Origin of the sequence: Brevundimonas huaxiensis (assembly GCF_014218725.1) — a bacterium.
Lineage (GTDB): Bacteria > Pseudomonadota > Alphaproteobacteria > Caulobacterales > Caulobacteraceae > Brevundimonas > Brevundimonas huaxiensis.
Genome location: NZ_JABBJE010000004.1, coordinates 180997 through 207423 on the forward strand (window position 1 = coordinate 180997; position 26427 = coordinate 207423).

Annotated in this window: 23 protein-coding genes; 9 read left to right on the plus strand and 14 right to left on the minus strand. The window is 61.2% G+C overall.

Annotated features, from left to right (window positions below; all coding sequences use genetic code 11):
* The first annotated feature begins 10 nt into the window (after positions 1 to 10).
* From HF680_RS09920 to HF680_RS09930, 3 genes are all read left to right on the plus strand, one after another.
* Entirely contained in the window at positions 11 to 1177 is a 1167-nt protein-coding gene (locus HF680_RS09920; protein WP_185224943.1) for a chain-length determining protein, read from the plus strand.
* A complete protein-coding gene (locus HF680_RS09925) occupies positions 1174 to 1851 on the plus strand; it encodes an ABC transporter ATP-binding protein (protein WP_185224944.1) in 678 nt (225 codons plus the stop codon). Before HF680_RS09920 ends, HF680_RS09925 begins: the two co-directional genes overlap by 4 nt.
* Before the next feature lie 234 nt (positions 1852 to 2085).
* Positions 2086 to 2505, plus strand: coding sequence for a hypothetical protein (locus tag HF680_RS09930; protein WP_185224945.1), 420 nt, complete (start codon positions 2086 to 2088; stop codon positions 2503 to 2505).
* A gap of 2 nt (positions 2506 to 2507) precedes the next feature.
* On the opposite strand, the gene HF680_RS09935 is transcribed toward HF680_RS09930, so the two are convergent.
* On the minus strand, positions 2508 to 3467 hold the full coding sequence (locus tag HF680_RS09935) for a cell wall hydrolase (protein WP_185224946.1): 960 nt from the start codon (positions 3465 to 3467) through the stop codon (positions 2508 to 2510).
* Between the two features lie 105 nt (positions 3468 to 3572).
* Between HF680_RS09935 and HF680_RS09940 the strand changes: the two genes are divergently transcribed.
* From HF680_RS09940 to HF680_RS09950, 3 genes are read left to right on the plus strand one after another with little or no spacing between them, the layout of a single operon-like run.
* Entirely contained in the window at positions 3573 to 4196 is a 624-nt protein-coding gene (locus HF680_RS09940; RefSeq protein WP_185224947.1) for a prepilin-type N-terminal cleavage/methylation domain-containing protein, read from the plus strand.
* Entirely contained in the window at positions 4183 to 5211 is a 1029-nt protein-coding gene (locus tag HF680_RS09945) for a type II secretion system minor pseudopilin (RefSeq protein WP_185224948.1), read from the plus strand. The genes HF680_RS09940 and HF680_RS09945 overlap by 14 nt, the downstream gene beginning before the upstream one ends.
* Positions 5180 to 6256 carry a hypothetical protein gene (locus HF680_RS09950; protein WP_185224949.1) on the plus strand — a complete coding sequence of 359 codons (1077 nt, stop codon included), beginning with the start codon at positions 5180 to 5182 and terminating at the stop codon, positions 6254 to 6256. The genes HF680_RS09945 and HF680_RS09950 overlap by 32 nt, the downstream gene beginning before the upstream one ends.
* On the opposite strand, the gene HF680_RS09955 is transcribed toward HF680_RS09950, so the two are convergent.
* A complete protein-coding gene (locus HF680_RS09955) occupies positions 6204 to 6710 on the minus strand; it encodes a pilus assembly FimT family protein (protein ID WP_185224950.1) in 507 nt (168 codons plus the stop codon). The two genes, HF680_RS09950 and HF680_RS09955, sit on opposite strands and share 53 nt — an antisense overlap.
* Positions 6682 to 7185, minus strand: a complete 504-nt coding sequence (gene gspG / locus HF680_RS09960) for a type II secretion system major pseudopilin GspG (RefSeq protein WP_235968933.1) — start codon at positions 7183 to 7185, stop codon at positions 6682 to 6684. The genes HF680_RS09955 and gspG overlap by 29 nt, the downstream gene beginning before the upstream one ends.
* Positions 7186 to 7300: 115 nt before the next feature.
* Between gspG and HF680_RS09965 the strand changes: the two genes are divergently transcribed.
* Complete coding sequence (locus tag HF680_RS09965) at positions 7301 to 7987, plus strand: hypothetical protein (RefSeq protein ID WP_185224951.1); 687 nt, start codon at positions 7301 to 7303, stop codon at positions 7985 to 7987.
* Between the two features lie 500 nt (positions 7988 to 8487).
* Positions 8488 to 10845: a secretin N-terminal domain-containing protein gene (locus tag HF680_RS09970; RefSeq protein WP_185224952.1), complete on the plus strand. Its 2358-nt coding sequence runs from the start codon at positions 8488 to 8490 to the stop codon at positions 10843 to 10845.
* On the opposite strand, the gene HF680_RS09975 is transcribed toward HF680_RS09970, so the two are convergent.
* From HF680_RS09975 to HF680_RS10000, 6 genes are all read right to left on the minus strand, one after another.
* The gene (locus HF680_RS09975; protein WP_185224953.1) at positions 10842 to 11264 is read right to left on the minus strand and encodes a type IV pilus modification PilV family protein; all 423 of its coding nucleotides are present in this window, start codon (positions 11262 to 11264) and stop codon (positions 10842 to 10844) included. The genes HF680_RS09970 and HF680_RS09975 overlap by 4 nt on opposite strands.
* On the minus strand, positions 11261 to 12466 hold the full coding sequence (locus tag HF680_RS09980) for a type II secretion system F family protein (protein ID WP_185224954.1): 1206 nt from the start codon (positions 12464 to 12466) through the stop codon (positions 11261 to 11263). Before HF680_RS09980 ends, HF680_RS09975 begins: the two co-directional genes overlap by 4 nt.
* A 2-nt stretch (positions 12467 to 12468) precedes the next feature.
* Positions 12469 to 14223 carry a GspE/PulE family protein gene (locus HF680_RS09985; protein ID WP_185224955.1) on the minus strand — a complete coding sequence of 585 codons (1755 nt, stop codon included), beginning with the start codon at positions 14221 to 14223 and terminating at the stop codon, positions 12469 to 12471.
* A 70-nt stretch (positions 14224 to 14293) separates the two neighbouring features.
* On the minus strand, positions 14294 to 15208 hold the full coding sequence (locus tag HF680_RS09990; RefSeq protein WP_185224956.1) for a glycosyltransferase family 2 protein: 915 nt from the start codon (positions 15206 to 15208) through the stop codon (positions 14294 to 14296).
* Positions 15205 to 15897: a sulfotransferase family protein gene (locus HF680_RS09995; RefSeq protein ID WP_185224957.1), complete on the minus strand. Its 693-nt coding sequence runs from the start codon at positions 15895 to 15897 to the stop codon at positions 15205 to 15207. Before HF680_RS09995 ends, HF680_RS09990 begins: the two co-directional genes overlap by 4 nt.
* A 98-nt stretch (positions 15898 to 15995) precedes the next feature.
* Positions 15996 to 17486 (minus strand): hypothetical protein, encoded by a 1491-nt coding sequence (locus HF680_RS10000; RefSeq protein ID WP_185224958.1) that lies wholly within the window; start codon positions 17484 to 17486, stop codon positions 15996 to 15998.
* A gap of 413 nt (positions 17487 to 17899) precedes the next feature.
* On the opposite strand from HF680_RS10000, the gene HF680_RS10005 reads away from it, so the two are divergent.
* Positions 17900 to 18556 (plus strand): class I SAM-dependent methyltransferase, encoded by a 657-nt coding sequence (locus tag HF680_RS10005; RefSeq protein WP_185224959.1) that lies wholly within the window; start codon positions 17900 to 17902, stop codon positions 18554 to 18556.
* A 2-nt stretch (positions 18557 to 18558) separates the two neighbouring features.
* On the opposite strand, the gene HF680_RS10010 is transcribed toward HF680_RS10005, so the two are convergent.
* The 5 genes from HF680_RS10010 to HF680_RS10030 all read right to left on the minus strand — a co-directional run bounded on the left by HF680_RS10010 (position 18559) and on the right by HF680_RS10030 (position 26306).
* Positions 18559 to 19524, minus strand: a complete 966-nt coding sequence (locus HF680_RS10010; RefSeq protein WP_185224960.1) for a hypothetical protein — start codon at positions 19522 to 19524, stop codon at positions 18559 to 18561.
* A 296-nt stretch (positions 19525 to 19820) separates the two neighbouring features.
* Positions 19821 to 20642, minus strand: a complete 822-nt coding sequence (locus tag HF680_RS10015; RefSeq protein WP_185224961.1) for a tetratricopeptide repeat protein — start codon at positions 20640 to 20642, stop codon at positions 19821 to 19823.
* Complete coding sequence (locus HF680_RS10020) at positions 20639 to 21556, minus strand: hypothetical protein (RefSeq protein ID WP_185224962.1); 918 nt, start codon at positions 21554 to 21556, stop codon at positions 20639 to 20641. The genes HF680_RS10015 and HF680_RS10020 overlap by 4 nt, the downstream gene beginning before the upstream one ends.
* Positions 21556 to 23760, minus strand: coding sequence for a glycosyltransferase family 4 protein (locus HF680_RS10025; protein ID WP_185224963.1), 2205 nt, complete (start codon positions 23758 to 23760; stop codon positions 21556 to 21558). Before HF680_RS10025 ends, HF680_RS10020 begins: the two co-directional genes overlap by 1 nt.
* Positions 23757 to 26306 (minus strand): glycosyltransferase family 2 protein, encoded by a 2550-nt coding sequence (locus HF680_RS10030; protein WP_205196200.1) that lies wholly within the window; start codon positions 26304 to 26306, stop codon positions 23757 to 23759. The genes HF680_RS10025 and HF680_RS10030 overlap by 4 nt, the downstream gene beginning before the upstream one ends.
* Between the last annotated feature and the right edge of the window lie 121 nt (positions 26307 to 26427).

The following is a 26427-nucleotide window of genomic DNA, read 5'->3' on the forward strand; positions in this document are numbered from 1 at the left end:
GGCGATCATAATGAGCGAAACTAAGATCAATTATGTGGGGCCTATTCCGCAACTGCTTCCATCTGGTCGTAGGGCGAAAAAATGGTGGGAGCGTTTGCCGATCGGATTCTTGGGTGTCGTCGTCGCGCCAACCTTGATCGTTGCATTTTATTATCTTGTGATCGCTTCACCTCTTTATGTGTCCGAGGCGAAATTTGTCGTAAGGCAGGCGAATCAGCCGCAGACTTCGGCGTTGGGGTTTGTACTGCAAGGCGTCGGACTCTCTGCGTCAGCCTCTGATGCGTTCGCGGTTCATGAATACGTTCTCTCGCCAGACGGAGTTGGAGAACTGCGACAGCGGTTTGACCTTCGCAGAATACTGTCTCCCCGTGGCGGCGATCCCCTGACCGGCTGGCCCCGATTCTGGGAGGGCGACTCCGACGAGGGAATGCGCAAAGCGCTGAAGCGATTTGTCGTTACGGGCTTCGATGCGACGACGGGCATCAGCACCCTGCGCGTCGAGAGCTTTGACGCAAAAACCGCCCAGGCGCTGAATGCAGCGATGCTTGATGGCGGCGAGCGTCTCGTTAACCGCATGAATACGCGTGCAACAGATGATGCAGTTCGTGACGCCAAACGTAGCCAGGACGAGGCGCGCGCTAGGCTGTCAGACGTTCAAGCTCAACTTGCTGCTTTTCGCAACCGTGAGCAATTTATAGACCCGGCACGCACCGCAACGGAAGGGTCTACGCTTGTTGGCAATCTGTTGGCGTCTCTGGCGACCTTGAAGGCGGAGCGCGCTCAGCTTGCCGCAGATGCGCCACGCAGTCCCCAACTGCCGATGCTCGACTCGCGGATTGCGGCTTACGAAAACCAAATCGCTGCCGAGCGCGCGAAGATTGCCGGGTCTTCAAACTCGCTGGCCAGCAAGATCAGCAGCTACGAAGATCTGTCCTTGCGGCGGGAGCTGGCAAACAAGGAGCTAGCCGAAGCTACGGCTGGCGTCGTCACAGCAGAGCAGGAAGCCAGACGTCAGAAGCTCTACCTCGAACGCATCGTCAGCCCGAGCTATCCCGACAAGCCAACCGAACCCCGTCGTCTTATTGCGATCCTAACTGTCCTTTTCTCAACGATGTTGATCTACGGTTTGGGCTGGCTGATTTGGGCCGGCGTGCGTGAGCATCGTCAGTTGGGATGACCGACATCATCCCCGCTGACATCGGCTTGCTCGTACAGGGTTTGAGCAGAACCCATCCCGGCGCGCATAAGCCGCTATTCTCCGATCTCAATCTTTCCTTGCGTCGGGATGGTAGGCTGGCCTTGCTCGGCCGCAACGGGCAAGGGAAGTCATCCTTCATTCGTATGCTTGGCGGGATCGACCGCCCGACCGAGGGCAAGATCACATGGGCTATGACGTCATCGTGGCCGATCGGCTTCGCGGGCGGCTTTCAGGGATCGCTCACGGGCGTTGATAATGTGAGGTTTCTGGCGCGCCTTTATGATCGGGACTTTAAGGATTTGATGGCGCGCGTTGACGACTTTGCAGAGCTGGGAACAGCGATGCGGCGTCCTGTAAAGCAATACTCTTCAGGCATGCGCGCACGGCTTGCCTTTGGTCTTTCTTTGGCTGTCGAGTTTGATTGTTACTTGATCGACGAACTCGTGGCCGTTGGCGACGCACGGTTTCAGCGCAAATGCCAAGAGGAGCTCTTCCAAAACCGCGCAAGTCGAGCGTTCGTAATGGCGTCGCATAACACTGACATGATTGCGAGTTACTGTGACCAAGCTTTGATAATCGAAAGCGGCAAAGCAAAACTATTTACCGACATTGAAGAAGCTGTTGAGGTTTACACGTGGTTGCGTGCAGCGTGACTGGCGACGGTTCTGGCAGTATCTGGTTCCTCGTCCCTCCCTGCCGTGTGCGTTTTGCTCGACGTAAAGCGATTGAGTCAAATACAGACCTAAATGCAGGGCAGATTGCGGGGTGTCATGGTTCACCTAACGTTGTGGACTGCCTCGTGGAAACCGCTTTTTCTCTTGGGTTTTTCGCTGCGGCGTTTTCCCTTCGAGAGGAGGAACGTCTTCAGTTAGGGAAGTTCATTGCTCATGAACCTAGATAAGACAACTTGGTCGCCAGAAATATTTAGCTACGACGTAAAATCTGTTGATCTGGCGCGATCAGGGCAACCCTTCGATATCACGGGGAAGCCACGATTTCTAATCTCTGGGCCCTACCTCACCGTGCCAGCAGGGATTTGGAAGGCGAAGATCACGCTTGGCTTCGATGATGGCGCGAGCCGCTCAAGGTTCAGGATCGATTGGGGCGAGGTTGAGTCGTATCAATCACAAGAAATCTACCCTGGCCGGCCGGGATATTTTGAAATTGTCATGTCCCACCAATGGCTTGATGCCGCACCTGCGGAAGTGCGGTTGGTCCAGCTAGAAGGTGTTTTTGACGGCCACGTGACCTTCGGAGGGGTCGAAATCACCGCAGCCGAAACCCACTCCGTATCGGACGAAGCCTGAAATCAACGACTTTGCGAGTCAGGCACCTTCCCGGTCAGGGCGGCGTAAGCCTGCTCCAGCGCCGTATTGCTGACGAAAACCAAGCCGCGCGGAGCGACGGGCGGGGCTTCCTGCGCCCCCGGTGTCCGGCCATTCTTTGCATTGCCATAGAAGATGTGCGCGCCAATCTGGCGGACCCGCTCAAGACGGCCCGCCCAGGTCGGTCGCACATAGTTGGCGTGATAGTTGACAGAGCCGCGAGGCAGCAAAGTCTTGGCCTCGCCGGCGTAGACGCTGCGCGCAATCCGTTCGGCCCGGGCCCAGGCCGTCATGTTGATGGGCGACCGACCGATCGAACCGTCGCAGGTGAAGGTGAACTGGCAGGTGCGGCTATTGCGCTGATAGACGACTTGGCAGATGTCGCGTGGATAACGTCCGCTGCCGGCTCTGTTCAGCACCACCTCTGCAACTGCGGCCTGGCCCTCTTCGCTTTCGTTGCGGGCTTCATAGTAGATCGCCTGCGTCAGGCAGGCGAGGGGATCGCTGGGGACGTTCGCGGGTGTCGAAAGATCGAGGCGAGGGGCCCTGTAGCCTCTTGCCGCCGAAAGCGGGCGAGCCTTCGATGGATCGTAGGCCGGCGGCGCAATCGTCGCGGCCGATTCTACGGTCGATGTCCTCACTGTATTTTGAGGGCGACGCACAACGGGCGTCGCACGTACGTCTCGCGCTCGAACGGATCGCGATGGCGGCGTCGCATCGGCCAGGCGCCCGCCCTTGCCCTCCGCGATCATGCCGCGAAGTCTGGCGTTCAAATCTGCGCGACGCTGACTGTCGGTTGGCGTTTGTATGGCCGTGGCGACGGGTCGCGGGGCGATGGCCTGAGGTCCGGCTTCAGCCTGGGCGAACAAATCAAGACTGGTCACCCCGCCCCAAAGCGCGAAGGCCAATCCGCCCGCGATCACGACCGAAGTCTGCTTGTTCATCCCCGTCCCCGGCTAATGCGCGGTTGATATCTCATCGCGTCCCAAGCGCCAAGCGTGACGGCGCGCTCCATTGGCGAGCGCGTCGGGAACCGCTAACAGCATGCGATGCGGCGTATTGCTCTCCGTTCTGGCTTTTCTCTGATCGAGGCGCTCGTTGTCTTGGCGATCGGCGGCATGGCGCTGGCCATCATCTTCTCCATCGGCATAAAGGCCGGTGATACCGGATTCAGTCTGGGGCGCCGGGCGATGTCGGCGGCGGATCTCGACGTTTCCGTCAGCGATGTTCGAGTCTTGATCAGAAGTATCGCCCTGCGTCCGGCCGAAACTTTCAATGCTCAAGTTGATCGCGCCATTTCTGGCGCACCCGAGCGGCTAGAGGCCGATGTCGTGATGGAGCGGGCCACACAATGCGCGCCACAAGGATGGGCGGGACGGATGGTTTTGACGGTGACCCGGGACGCTGGTCAGGGTGTGCTGACGTGCGAAGCTGGCTCTGGACCCGTGACATTGATCACCACGAGCGATCCCGCCGCGCGCCTGTCATATTCTGTAGACGGCATGGTCTGGTCCGACGTCTACGTTCTCGCAGGACGTGCGCCTGCCACTGACGAAGGACAGATGCGCGCGACCCGGCTTTTTGTGCGTTTTCAGGGCGGCGCGGTCGATATTCTGGATTCAGCTGGATCCGGACGTCCCGAAAGCTGGATTCGATTTGATGACCCGCTTTAAGTCCCGCCGCCGACGTGCGGGCTTCGCCCTGCCCGCCGTGTTGGCGGTGACAGGGGTCGTCACGCTCATCTTCCTGGTTGCGATGACGGCCTTGAGCAGCTTGCAGGCAGAGGCCGCCTCGGCGCGGGCGCGAGTCCGGTTCATGGCGCGTGCAATGACGGCGGAGGCGTTGATGACCTATATGGTCGCCACCGAGCCGATGGCCCCGACCGGGATCAACACCGGAGGGCCGCGTCTGTTTGATGACGCCATCTACGATCCGTCGGGGGGCGCGGGCGAACTGGTGCGGCTCGACGGTCGTGGTTATCAGATCGACATCGACGGCGGCTTGCTCATCAAGTCCCAGGATCAGGCTGGCTTGATCAACTTGGCGTATCTGCAGGATTCCAGCTATCGGCGGCTAGGGGACGTCCTGGGGCTATCCGATGCTGTGACGCGCCGCTTATCGCCCCTCTATCGCGACTATATCGATCAAGACGACCTGAAGCAGATCAACGGAGCGGAGGCCAGGGACTACAACGATGCTGGGCCCGCCAACCGCGCCATGCGCCGCCCTGAGGAATGGCTTTCCCTTCTGGGCCTTCGTGGTGCTGTGCGCATGAGCAGTTGGCGAAAAATCCAGCCTCATCTCGCGATGGATTCCGCTTCGCCGAACGAAAATGTGAATACGGCCACAGCCGACACGATGCGGATCCTCTACGGCGCCTCAGACTCGCAGATTGAGACGGCTTTCAGGGCGCGAGAACAGCAGCCGTTCCTGTCATTCGCCGATTTTGCATCCGCGACCGGGCTGCCGGACACGAGCGGAGACAGCTTTTACACCTTCCCGTCAGGACGCATCCTCCTCACCGTGGCTGACAGCCGGTCGGCTTGGGTCTATCGGTCACGACTGACGTTGACGTCTTCAGGGGTTGAGCGGCCGGTCTGGATCGACCAGACTGAATTGAAAGAGGCTCCGGGGCGAGCCGTGGCTGATTTGTCCGATGCAGTTCGACTTCCTTACGCCCCGCGTTGAGCGGCTGTTGGCCGATGGCCGCTGGATGCAGGTTCATCCGGGCGGTCCAGGCGGCAGGCTGCGTCCGCCTGTCGTGCTGCTAGCGCGTGATCTGACGGCGTTCAGCCTGTTTGAGGCGGCCAATCTGCCGCGCAGTCGCAGGGGGCAGGCGGCGCGCCTGCATGCACGCACGGGCTCGCCCTATATGGTAAGCAGCTCTACTCTGGTGAAAAGCGGCTCCAATTTCGGCGTCTGGTGGTGGGACGCCGAGACGGTGAATGCCTTGGTGAGCGCACGCTACGGCGCCCGCGCGCCGCTTGTTCGGCCCGAAACCCTGGCCCAACCCCCTGGCGTGGGATGGCGGATCGTCCGGCTCGAGCAGGGTTATGAGGCTCAGTTGTGGCGCGAGCGTCGTCTGATCGCTTCTGCCTGGCGGCGCGAGCGCTTCGATGTCGCCTCGTGGGGCGCTTTCACGCGATTGCAGCGCGGCGCCGAGGACGCGCCGGAAACACCCCCAGCAGCGCAGACGCTTCCCATCGACTTCAGCGCCCCTGCGTTCGCTGTGTCTGCGTCTGACCTCAGCCAGGAACAGCTGATCGGTATCGGCGCCGGCGCCGTTGCATTGACGGCGATCGGCCTGAGCCTCTTCATGATGGGTCAGGGCGCGCGCTTGGCGTCAGAAGCCGACGAAATCGAAAAGGAAACAGCGCAGATTCAGGCTGCCACGCCGCGCGCCGCCCAAATGGGCGGGCTGGAGGCCGACCGTCGCAAGCTGGCCGCCTATGCCGAGATCGAGGCCCGAACAAATCCGCTTAGCGCCGCGGGCGCGGCGATCGGAATTGTGGCCTTCCACGATTTGACCCCGACCGCGCTTGAGGCCCAGAGCGAGACCTTGACCCTGACCCTGCCTTATACAGCGGTCGCCGTGGCCGACACCTTGATCGCCGATTTCGAAGGCTCGGGCTATTTTTACGACGTTCGCCCACGGACGGACGCGCAAAATCAGCGTTTGATTATCGAGATGAAGACCCGCGAGGCGGCTCCACCGCTGACTGCAGGCGAATAAACCGGCAATCGCCACCGGCCGTCCGAAGGGTCATGACGACACGATCGCCATTGATCAGATTGGCCGTGGTGTCCGAACAGCCGCCGCCGGCGGCGATGTCCAGAGCGGGAGCCATCGTGTAACGCCATGGCGACCTGAGGGTCACGGTTCGATCGACCCAATCATCAGACGCTCCTTCTGGCGCGCCGCCCGCTTGCGGGCTACCCCCCCTGGCGGCTTCTGGATCGGCCAGACGAATGGCGACCCCAGTGCGATTGGCCTCTCTGCGATAGTCCGAGACCTGCTTTTGAAACTCGAAGAACACCGCGTGGGACGTCGCCTGATCCAGCATTCGCGATGTGCTGGGCATGATCACCGCAGCACTGAGCGCAAAGATTGCTAGGACCACAAGTATCTCGATCAGCGAGAAACCAGCCCGGCTGCTGTCAGCGTTGATCGGATGTGATGTCGGCATTCGCGCCCTGACCGCCTTCCTGGCCGTCCGCACCGTAGCTGACGACCTTTGCGCGGTTCTCGGGCGCGCCAGGGGTGCCGTCAGCAGCTGCGCTGGGCGGCAGATAGACGTATGGCCGGTTCCACGGGTCCGAGGGTAATGCCTTGTCTAGGTACGGCCCGGACCAGCCGGCGACTTGCTGAGGATCGGCTTGCATAAGGAGCGCCAGACCTTCCTGCTGCGTCGGCAGACGGCCGATATCCAACCGCATTGTTTCCAGCGCCGCTTCAATAGAGCGGATCTGCAGACGGGCCGTCGTCGTTTTCGACCGATCAAGCTGAGCGAAGAGTCGTGGTCCGACCACGGCGGCCAGCATGGCGATAATCGCCAACACGACCAGAATTTCCAGCAAGCTGAACCCTTGCCGGGCGGAGACCCGCTGAACGGATCGACGACCCATCAAACGGCGAAGGTTGCGTGAAATACGAATGGACAAACGCTACGTCCCTATAACCATGAAGCTATTACCACAGCCCGGGGGCTGCTATAGCGGATGGATGCGCGCGCGTCGATTGTGAACGGGTGGGCGCCGAAGATGCGGCGGGGCTGGATTGCAGGACATCATTGCCGGACTCAGGGTGTCCACCCGGACGCAAACGCGTGCACTTCTCGCTCGGCTTCAGCGCACCACGCCGCGTGAGCGAGTTTTGCTGGGTGTGATGGTTCTGGCGGCCCTGATCTACGCACCAATCAGCGCCGCCGACTGGCGTGTGAGGCAGGAAGACCGTTACATCGACGCCTTGTCCACGCGAGCCAGCGCCCGTCTTGCAGCCAGCGCCGCGCGGCGTGTCGAAGCGGCAGCGGCAGACGATACCGCCGTCGAAGATATGAAAACCTGGGGATTTGAAGCCACGAACGTCGCCGTCGCCCAGGTCCGCATTGAACAGCAACTGGCGAAAGCCGCACTCGACGCAGGAATGACCAGCGTCGTGATCACGACTGATGCTGAAGTCGAGACGATTGGCGTGACCGATTGGGTGGGCGCTGAAATCCAGGCGGATTTGCGATGGGCGCCGACCTTTGCCTTTCTGGATCGTGTCGCCGGCTGGCCAGAAGGGTTTCGGGTCGTGAGTTTTGACTATGAAATGACGCCGGCCGCGACATTCCAAGGTCAAATTCAGCAGGTGCAGGGCGCCGCCGCTCAGCTTCCACCTCCGACGGGGAAGGTGCGCATTCGTCTGTCGTTCCCTGTGGTTTTGCCTGCCGGTGCAGCGAAGGCCGAGAAGGTAGGCGGCTGATGCGTTTTGGTCCTCTTTTCGTGGTGCTGTTCCTGGTTGGCGTCTTTTTGCTGGGGTGGCAGAACCCCAATGAGCCGGAGGAGCCGCCGTCTGTGCGCCGTGGCGGTCTTGGACAGGACACCTTGGTGCTCAGGCCCGGAGAAAGTGCAGCCGCGGCAGTCCGGTTTCTGAGAACGCTCCGTTCCGACCCGCCCCCGCCTGCTCCGCCGCCGCCTCCGCCGCCCCCGCCGCCGCCTCCGCCGCCTCCGCCGCCGCCTGATGTGTCGGTGGTCTTCAAACAGGCGCTTCGGGGTGTAGAGCGCAACCCTGCAACCGGATCATTGGCGGCGCTGGTGAGCGATCCTGCCGCGCCGGGGCCGCAAATCCAATCTATCGTCGTCGGTGATCGGTTCGGAGACGGGTGGCGAATCGAAGAGATCACAGAAAGCGCCGTCACATTGCGAAAGGGCCGCGAAACGCGCGTGGTCCGTCTGTACGGCTGAGGCGCGCAGGAGTTGTCTATGTCCAAGTTGTTCACCGCCCCACGTATGAAGGGAACAGCCTCGTCGCTGATGGCGGCGGTTTGCCTGACGCCTCTGCTTCTGGCCGGTTGCGCCGCATTCCCGACGATGACCACCACAACTCGCATGCCCGATCGTGCAGAAGATTCGCGCAGCGGCGGTGATGTTGTGCCGACCGGTTCTGATGCGGCTGTCGCCGGAGCACGCAACCCGTCAGAACGTCTGTCCATACCGACGCGTACTGCGCAGACACCCCAACGACCGCCGGCGACCGAAGCCGAAATCGCGGCGCTGCTGGCTGATGAGCCGGTCGATGCGACCTTGGCGCCGCAGTCTATCCCCCAATTCGCGGCGACCGTATTCGGCGGCGTTCTCAATGTGCCCTATTCTCTCAGCGGAGACGTGGCCACACGATCAGAGATCATTGCCGGCGGCACGGGCGGGACGATCAGCAAACGCGCTCTGTTTCGATTGACGCAACAGGCGCTGAAACAATACGGCATCGACGTCTATATCGACGGCGGGGCGGTCACTGTCGGCGCTAGCCCCAATGGCGCGATCGGCAGCGAGATCGTTCGCAACCGAACAGCGCCCGCATCCTCCGGTCGCGTGGTCCAGTTCTTCAATGTTCAGACTATTGAAGTGAACGTGCTGCAGTCCTTGTTGGGCGATCTCTTCCCAAACCTTGGCGGCGCGCGGGTCACGCCGGATCCCCTGACCAACAGCCTGATCATATCGGGCTCGGCGCGTGATGTGGCGCAGGTCGTTCGTACGCTCCGCGAAATCGATCAACCGCGCTTTGCCGGGGCTGATGTTCTTCGTGTCGAACCCGTCTACTGGGCCGCGGATGCGCTTGCGACATCGCTGGAGCAGACGCTCACCACCGAAGGCTACATCGTCAGCCGCCAGGCGCTGGCCGGTCGCTCAATCGTCATACTGTCCTTCCCGCAAGCCAATCAGATCCTCGTGTTCGCCAAGGATCCAGAGCTGCTGGAGCGCGTGAACTATTGGGTCGGCATGCTGGATCGTCCGGCTGCGCTCGGCGACAAAGCGACCACCTTCGTCTACAACGTCCGCAATACGGACGCTCAGTCGCTGGGCCAACTGGCCATGGGTCAGGCGCCGACGACAAACCAACCTCAGCCGCCCGTCGGTGTTCCCGGCACGCCGGCCGTCACGGTTGGAGACAGCGCCGCGCCTCGGCAAGGCGGCCAGATGTCCAGCACTGGAAGCAGTGCTCAGCAAGGCGCCTCCGGGACATTCCTGGGAGGCCGTCTGCTGACGGACCCCATCGGCAACCGCATCATCTTCACCGGTACGGCCGGAGATTATGCTCAACTGCGCACCCTGCTGTCGACGTTGGACACACCGGCGCCTCAGGTCGTGATCGAGGTCATGATCGCCGAAGTCACGCTGACCGACGGCACGGACATCGGCGTCAATCTCTTCGGCACTGAGACGCGCGGCGACGGCGTTCTGAGCGGATCGACAGAAGGTTTGACGCTGAAAGGCGCAGCGGGCGTGTTCAACTTCATCGGTCCGGATTTTAGGGCTCGGATCGTCGCCAGCGCATCGAACAACCGCGTCAGCATTCTCCAGCGGCCTCAGCTCGTAACGCGCAGCGGGGGAACGGCGCGTTTCCAAGTCGGAACCGACGTGCCGATCATCTCGTCGCAACGCGCGTCGAACAGCAACTCTAACGGCGACACCGACATTCTCCAGAGCGTGCAGTATCGTCAGACGGGCACCATTCTCGAGATTACGCCCGTGGTCTATGGGGACCGGGTGGACATCAGCATCAGCCAGGAACTGTCCTCCGCAGGCGCGCCGCCGGCGGGCACCAGCATCTCCAGTCCGACGATCTTGAACCGAAGCCTGACGACGCAGATCGCCATCAAGGATGGATGGACCGGCGTCCTAGGCGGCCTCATCGGCAACAACTACACGAAGGCGAATACAGGCATACCCTTCCTGAAGGACATTCCGATCATCGGCTCGGCCTTGCAGAGCAATTCGATCAGCGGTGAACGAACCGAGCTTCTGCTCCTGATCACGCCCTACATCGTGCGTGGCGACGATGATATGGCGGACTTCGCCGACCAGTACGCCGGCAATATGAATGCCGCGTTCCGAACCGGTCGCGGCTGGTCCTATACCCTGACTCCGTGGTCGATCAGTCCGAGATTCAGGGGATTGGGCCTGGATCTTCCCAGCCCCCTGCCTGCTTCCGAAACGCCTTCGCTTCTGCCGCCGCGCGGTCGGCCGGTCGCTGCACCGGCAGAGCCGATGGTTGGCGAAGAGTCGGTCGCGCCTGCAAGCACGCAGGAGCCCGTCACGGCGCCGGTGACGACGCCTTAAGCTCCCTCGCCGACCATTCGTCGCCAACCCATACGGTCGAAGACCAAGGCGGCTGGCGAGCGACCATTGCGCCGCTCGATCTCCACCGTGACGGTGAAGAGCTGGACCTGGAAAGTGCCGTCTCCCGTTGGAAAGCCGGCATTGGTCCGGCTTTCCGTCTTGGGGCTTGAGGTCCAGCGTATGACGTCGCCCTCGGGCAGCGTGATCGTTCCGGAGGGTTGGTCCATCGGATTGATGTCGCGGGTCAAGGCCAAGGCGTTTTCCTGGGCGGCGACCTGTTCCATCACATCGGCGGCGCGGCGTTGTCCGCGGATCATCTGCTGCTGAAGCTCGAAGATCGCGGTCAATGTCATCGCGGCGATCGCCAGCGCCACAAGCGCCTCGATCAGGCTGAAGCCTTCGCGACCACGCCTGATCAAACGACACCTTCGTAGACGCTGGACAGCGCCAGCACCAAGGACAGGGCGACGAAGCCGACGATCAGCGAGATCGCGCCGATGGCCGCCGGCTCCAATAGCGACGTCATGCGTTTCATGCTGTCACGCAGGCGGTTTTCGTAGTTGTCCGCCATGAAGCCGAACATGGCTCCGATCGCGCCCGAACGCTGGCCCGCGCGCAGCAGGCTGAGGTCCATCGCTTCCAGTTTGGTGTGAGCCGCCAGAGACGCATCCAGCGTCAGGCCGGCCTTCAGATCGTTTTCGAGCCGGTTCAGGCCTTGCCTGAAGGGCCCGATCGGGACGGCGGCACGCGCCAGGGCGACGGCCGACAGGATCGGCACACCGTTCACCAGGGCGAAGGACGTCAGTCGCGCCCAGGCTGCGATTTCGCGCGCCTGCAGCACGCCGCCCACGACCGGCAGGCCATGCGCCAGCGTATAGGCCCGCGCCTTGATCGCGGGATTGGTGGCGATCACGACGACCAGGGCGATCAGGGCGCCGAGCCCGATGCCGATTACGCCTATGTTGGCGTTGGCGAACTCGCCGGCGGACAACACCCAGCGCGATACGGTCGGCACGCGACTGCGGTCTTCGCCGATCATGGCGCCGAAGCGCGGCACCACCTGGGTGAAGATGAAGGCGACGGCGCCCAATCCGGCCATCAGCAGGAAGGCCGGATAGGTCATCGCATTGCCGAAATCCTTCCGCAGCCGATCCTCATAGGCCATTTGCTCTGCAGCCTGTTTGAGCACTTCGGCGACGCGACCCGAGGCTTCGCCCACACGCGCCATGGCGTACAGATAGTCGGGAAAGCCCGGAACGTGTTCCTCCAAGGCCTTGCCCAGCGAATCGCCGCGTCGCAGGGCGGCGATGGCGGCCAGGAATTGTTCCTTGCCTTTCCGCGACTGCATGCCCTGCGCAACCGTATCCAGCGATTCCAGCAGCGAAACGCCGGCCTCCAGCATCAGGCCCAGCTGCCGCAGGACCAGCACCCGCTCACCCGACTTCAAGGGCCGGTTCTGGCCTTCGCCTTGCGCGGCTGCGGCGGGCGACACCTTCAGGACCGTCAGGCCTTCGGCCGACAGCCGCCGCACCAGCGCGGCTTCATTGGGCGCGGTCAGCACGCCCCGGGACATCGCACCCTGGCGATCGATCGCCTGATACTGGAAAGCCTGCGGCGTCACGATCAGTCGCCGCCGCCGACGATGCGGTGAACCTCGGACAGGGTGGTCAGGCCGCGTCGAGCCTTCAGGAAGGCGTCGTCGCCGAAGCTGAGGAACCCGTCCTGACGCGCGATGTCGGTCAGCTGGTCCTCGTCGGCGGATTTTCGCAGCGCCTGGATCAGCGCCGGCGAGGCGGGCGCGATCTCATAGGCGCCGATCCGGCCGCGATAGCCGGACTGCCCACAGCGGGCGCAGCCCACGGGTTCGCGCCAGGCGGCGATCTCGGCTTCGGCCGTGGCGCGAAGGTGTGCCGGGATCGACTGCTCGTGCTCGGCGGCCTCCTGCGGGGTCGAGGGACGGGCGCAGTCGCACAGGCGGCGCACCAGCCGCTGTCCCGCCACCCCACGCAACACATCGGCCAGCAGATAGTCCTCGATGCCGAGATCCAGCAGACGCGGCACGGCGGCCAGGGCGGTGTTGGTGTGGACGGTGGAAATGACCAGGTGGCCCGTCAAGGCGGCCTGAACCGCGATGCGCGCGGTTTCGGGATCGCGAATTTCGCCGACCATGATGACGTCGGGATCCTGGCGCAGGATCGACCGCAGGCCGGCGGCGAAGGTCAGGCCGATGTCGGCGCGCACGCGCACCTGGATGACGCCCGGCAGATCCAGTTCGACCGGATCCTCAACGGTGATGATCTTGCGCTCGCCGTCGTTCAGGTGCGTCAGCAGGCGATAGATGGTCGTGGTCTTGCCGGATCCGGTCGGCCCGGTGATCAGGAAGACGCCGTTGGGCTGTTCCGACAGTTCGAGCAGGGTCTTTTCCTGATCCTCGCCCACCCCCAGTTCCGACAGCTGCGGCAGACGACTGGTCTTGCCCAGGAGGCGCAGCACGATCGATTCGCCCCAGGAACAGGGCAGGGTGGAGACGCGCAGATCCACTTCCTGGCCCGAGACGCGCACCGATTGGCGGCCGTCCTGCGGCAGGCGACGTTCGCCGATGTCCATGCCGCTGAGCAGTTTGATGCGCGAGGCGACGGCTTCGAAGTTGGCGCGGGGGGCGGCGCGCGCGGTGGTCAAAACGCCGTCGATGCGCATCCGCACCAGAAAGCGATCCTCATAGGGTTCGACGTGAACGTCAGAGGCGCGGCGCGTCAGGGCCTCTGCGAAGACGGCGTTGACGAAATCAATGGTGGGGGCTTCCTGGGCCAGCTCGCGCAGGCGCGCCGCATCGGCGCCGCCGCTCATCAGCCCGTCCATCAGGGGCGCGCCATCGGCGTGCAGGTCCTGGGTCAGGGCCTCAATCAGCGACCGCTGGGCCAGAAGGAAGAGGACGGGGTCCTTGCTGGCCTGGGCGATGCGTTCGCTGAGGGCGGGAGACAGGGGCTGGACGGCGGCGCAGACGATACGGCCGGGCGCATCCTCGCTGGCTTCTTCGCGCCAGGCGACGGCCTCGTTCTCGGCCCACCAGTTCAGCGGAGAACGGATTTCGGCCAGGAAGGCGGCGATTTGGTCGGGGCGGGGGCTTTGCTCGGGCAGAAGGATGGGCAGGTTCAACTGCTCGGACAGCACATCCAGCAACTGCGCCTCGGACACGGCGCCCAGCCGCACCAGGTTCAGGCCCAAAAGGCCGCCGTTCTGTCCCTGCAAGGTCAGGGCGTTGACCAGATCCGCCTCGCGGATCATGCCGCGCGCGATCAGCTCCTCGCCCAAGCGACGACGCGTCGGGGCGGGGGTGAAGGGGATGACCACGGGGGCGGCGTCGGTGTCTGTTGACAAGTCTGAATCTGATTTCGATGCGGGGCGCTGAGTTCGGGTTATAGCGCGGCCCGCCAGCGGTGTCGCGGGCCTAACCCGTTGAAGCGAAGAACAGACGCGGAACCGCAGGGTGTGTGATCCGGCCTCTCAAAAGCGGCATCGTCTGGACGCGGCCGTAAGGACGTCCGACCAAGGCCTCATACTCCTGGGCAAAGAGGTCACCCAATGACCGGCCGGCTTCGGCTTGACGTCGGATGCCACCCGCTTGTGTGGTCGCCCCGTAATGCAACTGGTGGAATGTGCCTTCCCCGACCAGCATGATGAAGCCGTCTCCAGCAGCGTCAACCGCCCGGCGAAAGAAGTCGAAACTGGCGAAGCCGCCGCCCAGCTGCACGAAATCCTCATTGTATCCGCCGATCGCTTCGAACATGGCTTTGCGCATGACGAAGAACGTCGTCTCGGTCGGGGGGGCAAGAACCCCCATGGCGTAGCTTTCACCGAGGGCGCAGATTTCGAAGAGGCGATAGCCGTCGCCGTTCGGCCAGTCGATGTCGGCCAGCAGGCGGTCCTCGACGTCACGGCTGTAGCCTTCTTCGACTGAAATCTGCTGAACCTTGGGGCCGAGATGAAAACCGAGCGTCGCGACGAAGGCGTCGGGGCTTGAGCCGGCCGCGTCCAGAGCGGCGCGGACCATGCCGGGCGACACCATTCGCGCGCCGTCGATCATCAGCGCGATATGGTCTGCACGCGCCAGCGCGACGCCGCGATTGATGGCGCGACAGGGGGATACGCCGCCGTCATCGACGCGCAGGATCTGAATGTCCGCCTCTTGTGAAAACAGGTCGCGGGTCACGGGCTGGGCCGAGCCATTGTCTACGACGATGATTTCGACGTCCTCAATCTCCAGACCGCGCTGATAAGGCGGAAGAAGAGAGGTGACGGTGCGCGGCAACTCGCGCGCCATGTCGAAACCGATGACGATGACCGAAAGGGCCGGCCGCTTCATTGCGCGGCGTCCTGTAGCGCCGCCCAAAGGTCGGCGACAGAGGCTGGCACGGCGGCGTTGATCTTCTGGTGGTTCAACTCATCCGAGCGGAAGGGCATGGGCGCTGCGGCGTTCAAACCCAATCCCGCCGCGACGCGTCGGACGCGGGCTTCGTAGTCGTCCGCATCGTAGTCGATGACGGAGAATGGCGTCAGGTCGCGCCACCGAAGGACGGCACGATTGTATCCGGTCCAGATGGCAAGGGACCGCGCCTGATCGAACCCGTTGCGCGCCGCCAGAGAGCCCGCGACGGCGAGGGGGTGGCGGATGGAGGCGACCAGCTTCAAATCCGGTAGAACTTCAAACCACCCGTCCAGCAAGAGCGTGGCGCGGGGATCCTTGAAGCCCCAAGGCGTCGGCAGGGTATCGTAGTCGGCCAACACCGCTTTCAGATCGGCGATCTCGCTCGCGGTCCAGGCGACGGGCGTGTTGGGCGGCGCATCCCAGGCGGCGCCGACGCGGGCCAGGACAGCGTCGTGGACGGGCCAGAACCGGGGGTTCTCGCGATTGCCCTTCTTGTTGTGCGGTGCGGCGGTATTCACCGCGCCAAGATGCAGGCCCAAATCCTCAAGACACCCCGCCAGGCAGGACGTCCCGGATCGATGCATGCCGATCACGGCGACGGGCGAGGGGCTTGAAGCGGGCGTCATGGACATCTCGATTTCTAAAGGTGGCCTTTGACTCTACCGCGCATCACACAAAAAAAAGGGAGGGCCGAAGCCCTCCCTTTCCGATCAATGTGCGGTTCTTAAGGCACGTTGACTGCGTTTTGGTCGTTTGCAACCGTTCCGCTTTCGAACTCGGTCACAGAACCATTCGCCAGAGTAGCGTAGCGACGAGCGGTGATCGTAGCGCTCGGAGCTTCGACCGAAATCTGGACGTCGCCGCGGCCCCACTCACCCAATGCGCTGGTCAACGCTGCAGTCGTAACCACCAGTTCGCCGTTAGCGGCGATGGACGGCGCGATTTGCACAGGTGCCGCAGCCGGGGTGTAACCCGTAGCGGAGTTAACCGAGTTCAATACTTGCGCAAACACCGGGCCCGTAGCGCCCGAGCTGATGTTGCCCAGACGGATGACGTTATTGGTGCCCGTGCGAGCCTGAACTGCGCTCGAGTTCATCCACGGCATGACAACGTTCGTACCGTCGCGACCGATTGTTTCCAGAGCGCCGGAGACAGGGCCTTCTTGCGTGTAGTAGGTGCTGTCAAGCACGTACGAAACGGTAGCCGAGTAGGAGGAGCTGGCGATCGGACCGCCATCGGCGTTGACGCGGAAAGCCACAGAGCCAGCCGTCAGTGCCGCTTGCTGGTTGTTGATAGCTGCTTGAGTTGCGGCGGCATTGACGGTCGCAGCAACGGCACCCAGCGTGACACCGCCGCCAGGACCGTTGAACGCATTGAAGTTGCCCGTGACGAGAACGTCCGCATCTTGAACGTCCGTAGCAGCGACCGGGGTGTTAGCCAGGTCGCGACGAGCGGTCGTATCGACGGCGATCGTGATCGTGCCGAGTTGAGCCTCGTCTGTCGACTCGGAGGGAGTGGTGTGGCCGCCAGCGCCAACGAAGAAGGTCGTATAGACCGGCGAGGTGGTGAGGGTTGCGAACGTATCGTTCAGGGCGCCGGCGCCAATGGCGCCATCGATGACGACGTTGAACGCGTTGACGCGATCAACGATCTGAAGAGCCTCTTGGTTTGCTGCAAGCGCGCCAAACGGATTGCCTGCCGGTTGCACTTGAGCGGTGTCGGGATCGATGGGGGTGCCGCTTTCGGTGCGGAGAGTGGTTCTCGCCCACACGTCTGCGCCTGCGTTGGGGGTTACAGGCAGGTCGAGATCGACACTACCGCAGCCCGCGCCAGCCGACGAAATCAGGAAGGTTGCCGAGGTCGAGCCAGCAGCGCCGCCCGAAGACAGAACGGTCGTGCAGCCGGCAGCCACTACGTTGGCCGAGGTCACGCCGGTCGCGAACGTACCACCGGCCAGGTCGATAGTGATGAGGTTGTTGCCCGACGGGAACGTCGAGGTGCCCGACAGGTCAGCAAGCAGGGCGAAGGTGCCACCCGCGGTGCTCACAGCTTCTTCCGCCAGGCGGTATCCGGTTGCGCCGACGCCGGTGGTTCCCGCATCAATGTCCGTCGTGGATGCGGTAGCCGCACGGAAGGTCAGGGTGTGCGCGCTAGCCGCACCTGCCGTAGCCATGACGGACATAGCCGCCGCAGCCAAAAGAAGATTCTTTTTCATAGAGAGGGTCCCTCGAGACAACTTAGATTTGTGGACGAGCCAACGTTTGAACGCCTTTCGGCCACAGTTCGGAACTCAAAGAGGTCAGAGGCTGCGCCCACGGCATCGACCTTGTATCCTGTCGCAAACAGAAACGTCAAGGACGTTGACCCGCGCTCGATCAACGACGTGACGGCGGAAAAGAGCTGTCTATGCAACGATTTGATAACAATGGGCCGGCGCTGGTCAAAAGCGCAGGTAAGATAAGTGGCGCTGTGTTCAGAAAGCCACGGGTTGCGAGAAGTTCGAACGATGTTCGGTTTACTGTGGCGCAACCGAGTTCACTTTGCCTTTTTGTCCGCACATCCGTGACAGCTTGGCTATATGCCACTATGTCCGCAGTATCAGTGTGTCGAATGGCCAAGGTTTAGCGCATGCCCATCAATCGCTACGTGGACGAGGACGTTACCCGTCGCCGCATCGAAACAGAGGGACATCGGAGTGTTGTGGGTGGGCTCTGGGACGTTATGGGCGCGCTCCAACGCGACTTTTTGATTTCTCGCGGCCTTCAGCCCGGGCATGATCTGCTGGATATCGGGTGCGGATCGCTTCGCGCCGGCAAGCCTCTGGTGGCCTGGTTAGAGCCGAGCCGCTATTACGGGATCGATATCTCGGCCTCTTTGATCGAGGCGGGCTATACGAACGAGATCGTCGCGGCTGGTTTTGCCGACCGACTGCCGCGGGAAAACCTGTTCGTGACGTCGGATTTTGGAATCCCATTCGACATCTGTTTCGATGCCGCGATTGCGACCTCCGTCTTCACGCACCTGACTCTGGATTATCTGACGCGGTGTCTGGAGCGCCTGCATCCCGCTATGAAGCCTGAGGGCCGGTTTTATGCGACATTTTTTGAAGGCGAAGGCGTCAGCCTTAACCGTCCGGATGGCGTCGTCACCCACCCTGACCGTGATCCCTTCCATTTTTCGCAGGCCCAAATCCGAGCCGCCACGCCCGAGAACTGGGCGTTTGAGTGGATTGGCGATTGGGATCATCCGCGCGATCAGAAAATGGCCTGCTTCATTCGCCGGTAAGGCTAGCTGTCGGCGATCTTAAAGCGATCGACGAATTCAGGGCTGTGATAGTTTCGAACCGCCTTGCCGCGCCAGACATCGACGACGCTGCCGATATCCAGTGCGACCGCGCCTTGCAGTTGAGCGTGGCGGCACAACGCTTTGCCGAGCAATCCGGCAGCCACAAGGGTCAGGACGCCGGGCCCCACTTTCATATTTTCCAGCAAGCGGTCGTATGCGTCTGGAAACCACTTCGCGCCTTCGCCTGGGGTCGACGAGGCTTGGTTCGGAATCGTCAGCGTCCGAACTTTCTGAATACCGAATGCCTGTTGAAGCGCCGAGGACAGATCGTATGGGCCGATCAGGAGTACCTCGTCGGCCTGCGAAGCGATGGACGCGTAGAAGTCCATCAAATAGCGGTGGATGTGGTTGCTGACAATCAGTCGTCGGCGTGGCTGCGACGCCTGAAGCGTCTTATCCACCTGAACGATCGATTCGTACGAGCCCATGTATCCTCGCACATCAGAACGGCCGTCCGGTGATTGACGTAAGGCTTCAAGTCTTCCAACGCGGACCCAGTCTGAAACGCCGAGAATGTCAGCGTTCACCAGAGCCTCAATCATATCGAACCGCATGCGGAGAAGCTCCGCGTTTGAAAAGCCTGACGTGGCGAACATCATGTTCAGAATTTCACGCGTCGAATGATTCCTAGCGTCTCGGAAGTGGGGCTCAAACGCACCAAGAATATTCCCCTCGCCGTCGCCGATCCTGACCAAGGACAATGCAACCCTTCGCTCGAGGGCATCGATCACAAGGTCCTGAGCGAGCGAGGCCCCACTCTCAGCCAGGTCGGCGTGATGTCCGAATGCCTCAACACGCTTTAGAGCGAGAGACAGACGGTCGATCGTCGTTGAAGCCAAGTAATGACCATAGCTGTTCGCCGCCGCCTCCGCCGAAACAACCGGCTGGTCGAATGAATGTATGCGCATGATGAGACAGTTTCTCGTCGTTCAGACTATTTCCATCTTAAAATGAAGCCCGGCTGAATTGGTCAGCCCCAGGCAAGATGCGAACATCGTAGTGACTGTGTCGCCTTTCGAGCGCGCTCTGCGTGCAGCTTTTGTGAAATGCAAAACGTCGCATACGATACCGATCGACTTCATTGTCGCGACGCCGTCGTGCAATCACGGGCGTCCTCATCTCTGGGAGCACGGGATCAGCCACGAAATGACGCTGACGGTTCCGCTGGTCCTGCGCTATCGCGGCCGGCCGGTTTAGGCGCAGCCTATCGCAGTCGTGAGGTGTCCAGCGCTGGATGGACGTGTTGTAGGCAGATCCGGATCTGCTCCAGCACATGATCCTCTGAGCCTGCCCAGCCTTCGGTTTCCATGCGCAGCATCCGGGCCAGCGAGAACTGTTCCGCCGCCTTGCTGAACTGTTGAGCCAGTTGCAGCGCATTGGCGTATTGCAGCCGCGCTTCATAGGCCAGAGGTCCGCCATCCACCGTGACCGCCTGAAGATAGCGGCCATACAGGTCCACGGCCTCGTCGAGACGGCCCTGTTCCTTGACCGCATGGGCCAGCACCAGCAGGTAGTTGGGCCGTCCGGCGTCAACGAGCGCTCTCAGGCCCGTCTCGGCGGCAGCCCATCGGCCTTGCGCCATGGCCGTCATGGCGTCGTCGATGCGACCCTGCCACGGGGCATCGGCCGCGCGCGTTCTGCCGATCCGCAGCGCCTCTGCGATCGCGCGGTCGTTGAGGGCGAGTTCGGCTGCGCGTTCATAATAGGCGAGGGATTCCTCCGCCTGGCCCTTGACCCAGAAGAAGTGACCGATCTGGACATTCAGATCCGCGTCGTCGGGCTTCTGCTTCAGCGCCTGGAAATAGGCGGCCTGTGCGCCCTCAAGGTCGCCGGCCTCCTTCAGCATATGACCCAGCTGCACACGCGGGCCGAAGCCGTCCTGAAGCTGAAGGGCGCGCCGGTAAAGGTCGGCGGCCCCGCGCCAGTCGTGTTGCAGCTTCGCGGCCTTGGCCGCTTGAAGGATCTGTTTTCGCGCGCTCGCCGACCGTGCCTTGCGAATGCGCTTGAACAAAGCGGCGAGCGTCATTCGGCGATCCAGGTCAAGCTGACTTCCTGCGGCTTGACGATCCAGGCCGCGTCATCCGCTTCGCCTTTGCGGATTGCGAAGATCAGCAGTTCGAACACTAGATGTTCCGGCAGGATCGTGAATTCGGACGCGAAACCGGCCTGGCCTGCAAAGGTCATGGAGAACAGCTTCTCCAAACCGCCGTTCACAGTGGCCTCGAAGCAGATCGCAGAGTCGGGATGCTGCTCCCAGTTCACGTTCAGCCTCCAGCGACCGGCGCGCAGCGACTTCTTGGGCCCGGCGAAAACCAGTCCTGGTTCAAGGCCCAGCCCGCCTGCCTGATAGACCGCGTTCTCGGTCAGACCGCCGTCGGCGACCATGAGGCCGCGCTCGCCCAGCGACAGCATGAGCACAAGACGTTCTCTTCGCTCGGCCGAAACGAGCGAGAAGGGCGTATCGCCCATGATCCGCGCAACGGTCGGATTTCGGCCCTCGGCGCGCGCCATGTCGATGATCTCGCGGATCACGTCCGAGCGACTGGAACCCGAGTTCAGACGATTTCTCAGAGCCAACCGCTCATGCATCTGCAGATCACGACCGATCAGGCGATAAGCGGCGTAGTCCACAAAGATCGTATCGTCATCCGGGGCATGACCGATCAGAACTTCTTCCGTGGCGATCTCGTCGTCGGGCCGCACGAGGGCCGTGGGAACCGTTGGCGGCGCAGCCGCAGGAACGCCGATGGCGCGCGCCTGGATCGCCGCCCAGATCTTGGACTTGTTGACGCCCCGCATGATGGACTGGGTCAAGGCATTGGCGTCTCTGGGCGTCACAGAGGTCGCACCTAGGGTTTCGATTGCGGCGCGGACAAAGGACGCCGCGGGAAGGCTCATCAACTCGGCGGGAATGGCTGCGGGATCGCGCGGCGTCGACATCAAGAAATCCTCATCAAATTGGCGGCGCGTTGGCTGACGACATCCCAGCTGTGGGTCTCGGCGTAACGTCGGCGCGCCCGATCATGCAGCGTTCTGACGGCGTCATCCTGCGCCAGTCCCAGCAAGGCCTCAGCCAGCGTCTCGACATCCAGTCTCCGCACCAGATGGCTGAAGGGCCAGAGATCGCGAAACACGCCCGAACTCGACAGCAAGGTCGGACGGTCGAGGGCGATCGCCATGCGCGCGGCGCCCGAGGCGCCTTCGGGCGAGGGACCGTAGGGGAAGGCCAACAAATCGCACGGCGCAAGCAGCTTCACGATCTCTTCGTCCGGCAGGAATTCGAAATTCGTCGACACCGAATCCTGCAGATTCATTGAACGAATGAGCGCCTCCACGCGGGTGCGAGCCACGCGGCTTTGCCGCTCCACCCTTTGAGCGTTCGCCAGCACCAGACAAATGCGAGGATCCGAACGACGGGCCTGAGCCACGGCGCTGACGAGGAGTTCCAGGTTCTTGTGTTCGGTCAGAAATCCAAAACTGCCGACGACGAACTTGTTCGGGTCGGTGCGATGGGGGGTCGCCAGGATCCGGACTCCATGCGGCAGAACTTCGCCGCGATAGCCGGCCCGACCCAACTCTTCGACGTCTTCGGCCGAGTGCGCAACGATGACGTCAAAGCCGCGGAGCCAATCGGCTCCTGACTGCAATGTCTCTTTGACGTTGTGCAGCGTGATTATAAGTCTTTCACGACCTCGACGCAGCGCGGGCGTTACCCTCCGCATGTCGTCAGCCGAGAAATATCCTGGATGGTGTTGAAACCACAGGACGGGCGCCTTGGCGTCATTGCCCACCTTGTCGGCGAAACGCTGCAGCGATACGCCGTCGTAGCCCCATAGCCGTGTGACGCCCTCCTCAATCGCGCCTGGATCAGCCGGCTTGAGAGAGCGCCGGGCCCACACGTGAGCCAGTCCGCTGGACAACCGGGTTTGCCCGAACAACTGCTCCGAGTAGGTCGCCAGACCGCACTCTTCATTCCAGGTTGATACGACTTCGAAGGAAGGCGATGGCGAAGTGACGGCCGACGGCGAACCGGCGAGCGCGGAAACCACGCGGCCGGCGACGGCATCCCAAGTCAAGGACTCAGAGGCCAGCGTCTTGGCGTTCGAAGCCAGGCGGCGGGTCGTCTCCGGGGCATCTATAGCCACCTTTAGCGCGCTCACGAAGCTCTGTCTTTCAGGCTCTTCCCAAAGGCCATAGGCCGACGCGACGTGAGACTGTGATTTTGCAGGATGGCTTTCGACCAGCAGGGCGGTCTGCTCGGTGCAAAAATCAGCCTGACCGCCGACCCTGGCCGCCACCACGGGTATGCCGAGGTGCATCGCCTCGGCCAGTGGAAGTCCGAATCCTTCACCGCGGCTTACCAAAACCACCGCCGTTGCGCTCTTGTAAAGCCGACCGATACCGGCCGCATCGAGCTTGGACTCATCTATGATGATGTGAGGCGGATATTTAAAACCCGCCCTAACATCTTCGACAATGCGACCGATCGCGTTGTGGGGGTTGGGGCTGGTCTTGATATAGAGCTCGACATCGTCACGCCCATCAAAAGCCTCGCAGTATGATGTGACCAAGGCCTCGGGCGCCTTTCGAGGCAGGCACGTCGAAATATGAAGCAGACGCTTGCGTTCGGTAGGAATGACTTGGCTACGAGCGTCGGCCAGAATTTGGTCTGCGCCGTTTCCGACCATTGGGCAGGGGATTGTCACGCCTGATCGGCGGAGCGCCTCGGAAACATACTCGGCCGTCGTGAGAATGAAATCCAGATCCCGATTGAAGCGGGCCGCCATCAGCGCGGGAACTTCGCTTTCTTCCCATGCCCAGCACACAAGCCCGTTTCGTTTGCCGGACATGCCGTGCGTAACCGGTGGCCAGGCGTTACGCAGATGCACGTCTACAGGTTCAGCATGCGACAAGGTCAGGCTTGCCAGACCTGCGCGATGAATTTCCCCATCGCCCTCATGTCGATCTGTGGGCAAAATCCTGACGTCCACCCCACGACGCAACAGAGCCGTGGCCAGGTTTCGGTTGACGATCGAAAGGCTGGCAAAGCCGCAAAACTGCCCTTCTATAAGGACGCGACCAATGGAACAGGTCCGACCATGTTGCGGCCTCGCTAGCCCCTGTCGAGGCTGATCTTGCTTCATGGTCGTTGTCCAATCCGCCCGCTGAACGCTGGCGGCGAAATATCCTCGAAAAAGCCCGCCGCCAGGTCCGGCGGCGGTCTCAGGCGACTAAAGGGCCGTGCGCGGCGGTCAAAATGGGGATTGTAAAAGGGATCAGGCAGCATCTTCTTGGACCACCTACGCCATAGACTCCCCAAGGCGCGCCTTGCCTCAGCGCGCGCGGTTTCGGTCGCCCCACAGCCACGCGTCTTCGACTCCAGATGATAAAGAGTGGCGAAGGGCGTATAGATCACCGAGTAGCCGGCGTCTCGTGCTCTGAAGCAAAAATCCACGTCGTTGCCGTCGACTGGAAATTCCACGGCGTCAAAGCCGCCAAGGGCCAGAAATGTAGATCGGCGAACCGCCAGACATGCGCCGGTCACGGCAATCGTTTCGTGCGCTAAGGCATGGCGGCCCAAGTAACCGCCGTCACTACCCTCTTCCCCAACCCCCTCGTGCACAAGAAACTCGTTGGGGTCTTCCCTCGCCACGAAGCCGGCATGTTGTAGTGTGCCGTCCTCGTAAAGAAGGCGGCACCCCACAGCGCCAACTCCGGGCTGCAGGGCCCTGGAAGCAAGTTCGTCGAGCCAGTCGGGGCTTAAAACGATCGTATCGTTATTCAAGAATATCAGAACGTCAGCGTCACACTGTTCGGCGGCGATATTATTCATAAGCGCCCAGTTGAACTCGCCATCATAGTCTATCGTGTGGATAAGACCGGACGCGTTGGCCTCGTTCAAGAATGAAATTGTTTCTTCGCAAACGCTCTGATGATTGACGACGACAACATCAACATGTGAAAAATTGAAAAGCCGACTATTGACGATACTGTCGATGCAGGGCCGGACTAGATCCATGCGATCTTTCGTCGGTATGATGACTGCAACCTTACAAGGCTCTGGCGGAATTTTGACCCTGATGGCGCCCGTTAGGTTTTCCCCCAGTATATCGGAATGATTGACGATATATGCTTTCACGCTGAGAGTAGATAGATATGACTTTATCGTCGAAATCCATCCATTATCATTGTTTGTCCATTTTATTGGCTTTGAATATAGCAAGGAAGGAATGTGTATTGCTTGTCCGTCTACGATAAGAGCCAGCGCGCTTTGCAGGGTTTGATTATTACAATCCATCGGAATGGCGCGAATGGAATTCCAAAATGATCGTCTGAAAGAAACGGCGTTGCCGATGTAAGGGTTCTGGATTAGGAGTTCTCTGTCAAACGACGGTTTGAAGTACGGCTGAGAATGGACTGTGATGCCGTCTTCATTTTCATAGTAGTGATCTTCATCGCAATATAACATATTCGCGTCTATGTTACTGTCGCCGTAGTAAGCGAATAAGGACAGGGCGTCGGGATGAAGGACCGCACCAGCCGACAGCACATGTACTAAATCAGCAAGCCTATTTATAGATAAGTCCTGTATCCAGTTTTCTTGTGGGCCAACATTCAAAACATCCACCAGAATTCCATTCTGGTTTCTTGCACGATCCGTTATTCCCAAAACCAACGCCGCATTTTCAGACGAGGTCACAACGGTTATGTAAAAGTGAGAATGCCTCTGAGCGATAATGCTACTAAGGGATCGTTCAATGTCATCGGCTGTCGAGCTGAGCCCATTTAGTACGACATGTATGCCTGTTCCGGAAAATTTATCCGGACCAATTTCGGCATCTCGCCTCCATCGATTGTAGTAGGCGTCGTATCCGACATTTGATTTCGAGTTAGATGACAATTCTATTTCGTCGAAACCGCCTCCGATTTCGGAACCAGGCATGATCTCCGTCGACGCAAAGAAGAGCCCGGTTAGGCAGTCCTTTATGTCGACGTTGGAAAATCTGTGTCTGTTAAAATCTTGCGGCAAGGAAAATTCAAAGCCAACGCACGCATCAACTCCCAGTTGGTCCTCAAGATCAGGCCTGCGAACTGTCGCAGCCGTGCTACAGACGAATTTTCCGTTCAGCCAGCATTCTACGCGTAGCTGAGTTAGTCGGCGATCGTGGTGGACGACCCAGCCACGAACAAATTTCGAGTCCGCATAATCTATGCGGCCTTCAAGGTTGGCCGCACTGTCCGCGATCTGACTTATCTTTTTTATCGCCGATACTGTCGGCATCGCGCCGATGTCTGCGAGGTCCCGGCTGGTGAGCACTGTTGCTATGATCTGAAGGTGGGTTCTGGCATTCGACAGGCGAAGGCGCTGCTCATCAGTGAACCTTAGTCGGCCGGCCGCCCAGGCCTTCAGATCGGACGCTGCTGTGGTATGTGCCGCGCGTGGAAGGCGGCCCTGCCGTATCGGCGCAAGTGAGTTGTGTTCGAATTCATCGGAAGATAGAAACTGAACAATAGTAGCGACTATTTCGTTTCCAGAAATCGCCTCAGCTGAAGCCGGTGTTTCGGGTTCGCGCAGCAGAAAAAGTCTGTAAAGATTTGAGGCATCCTCAACGGACACCATGCCAGTCGCTGTGTGATTTTCATCTGGCGATGATTTCATTGAACCGAAGCTGAATTTGATGTGAAGCAATAAGGCAGGGCGTCTGGTATGCCATGGCCGCTGCGAGATTCAAACTGTCAGGAAAGGGAAGGGCGCCGGCTCTTGTTTGCGAGACGCCCATGGCAATGCCGCTCTCGGCATTGCCATACGA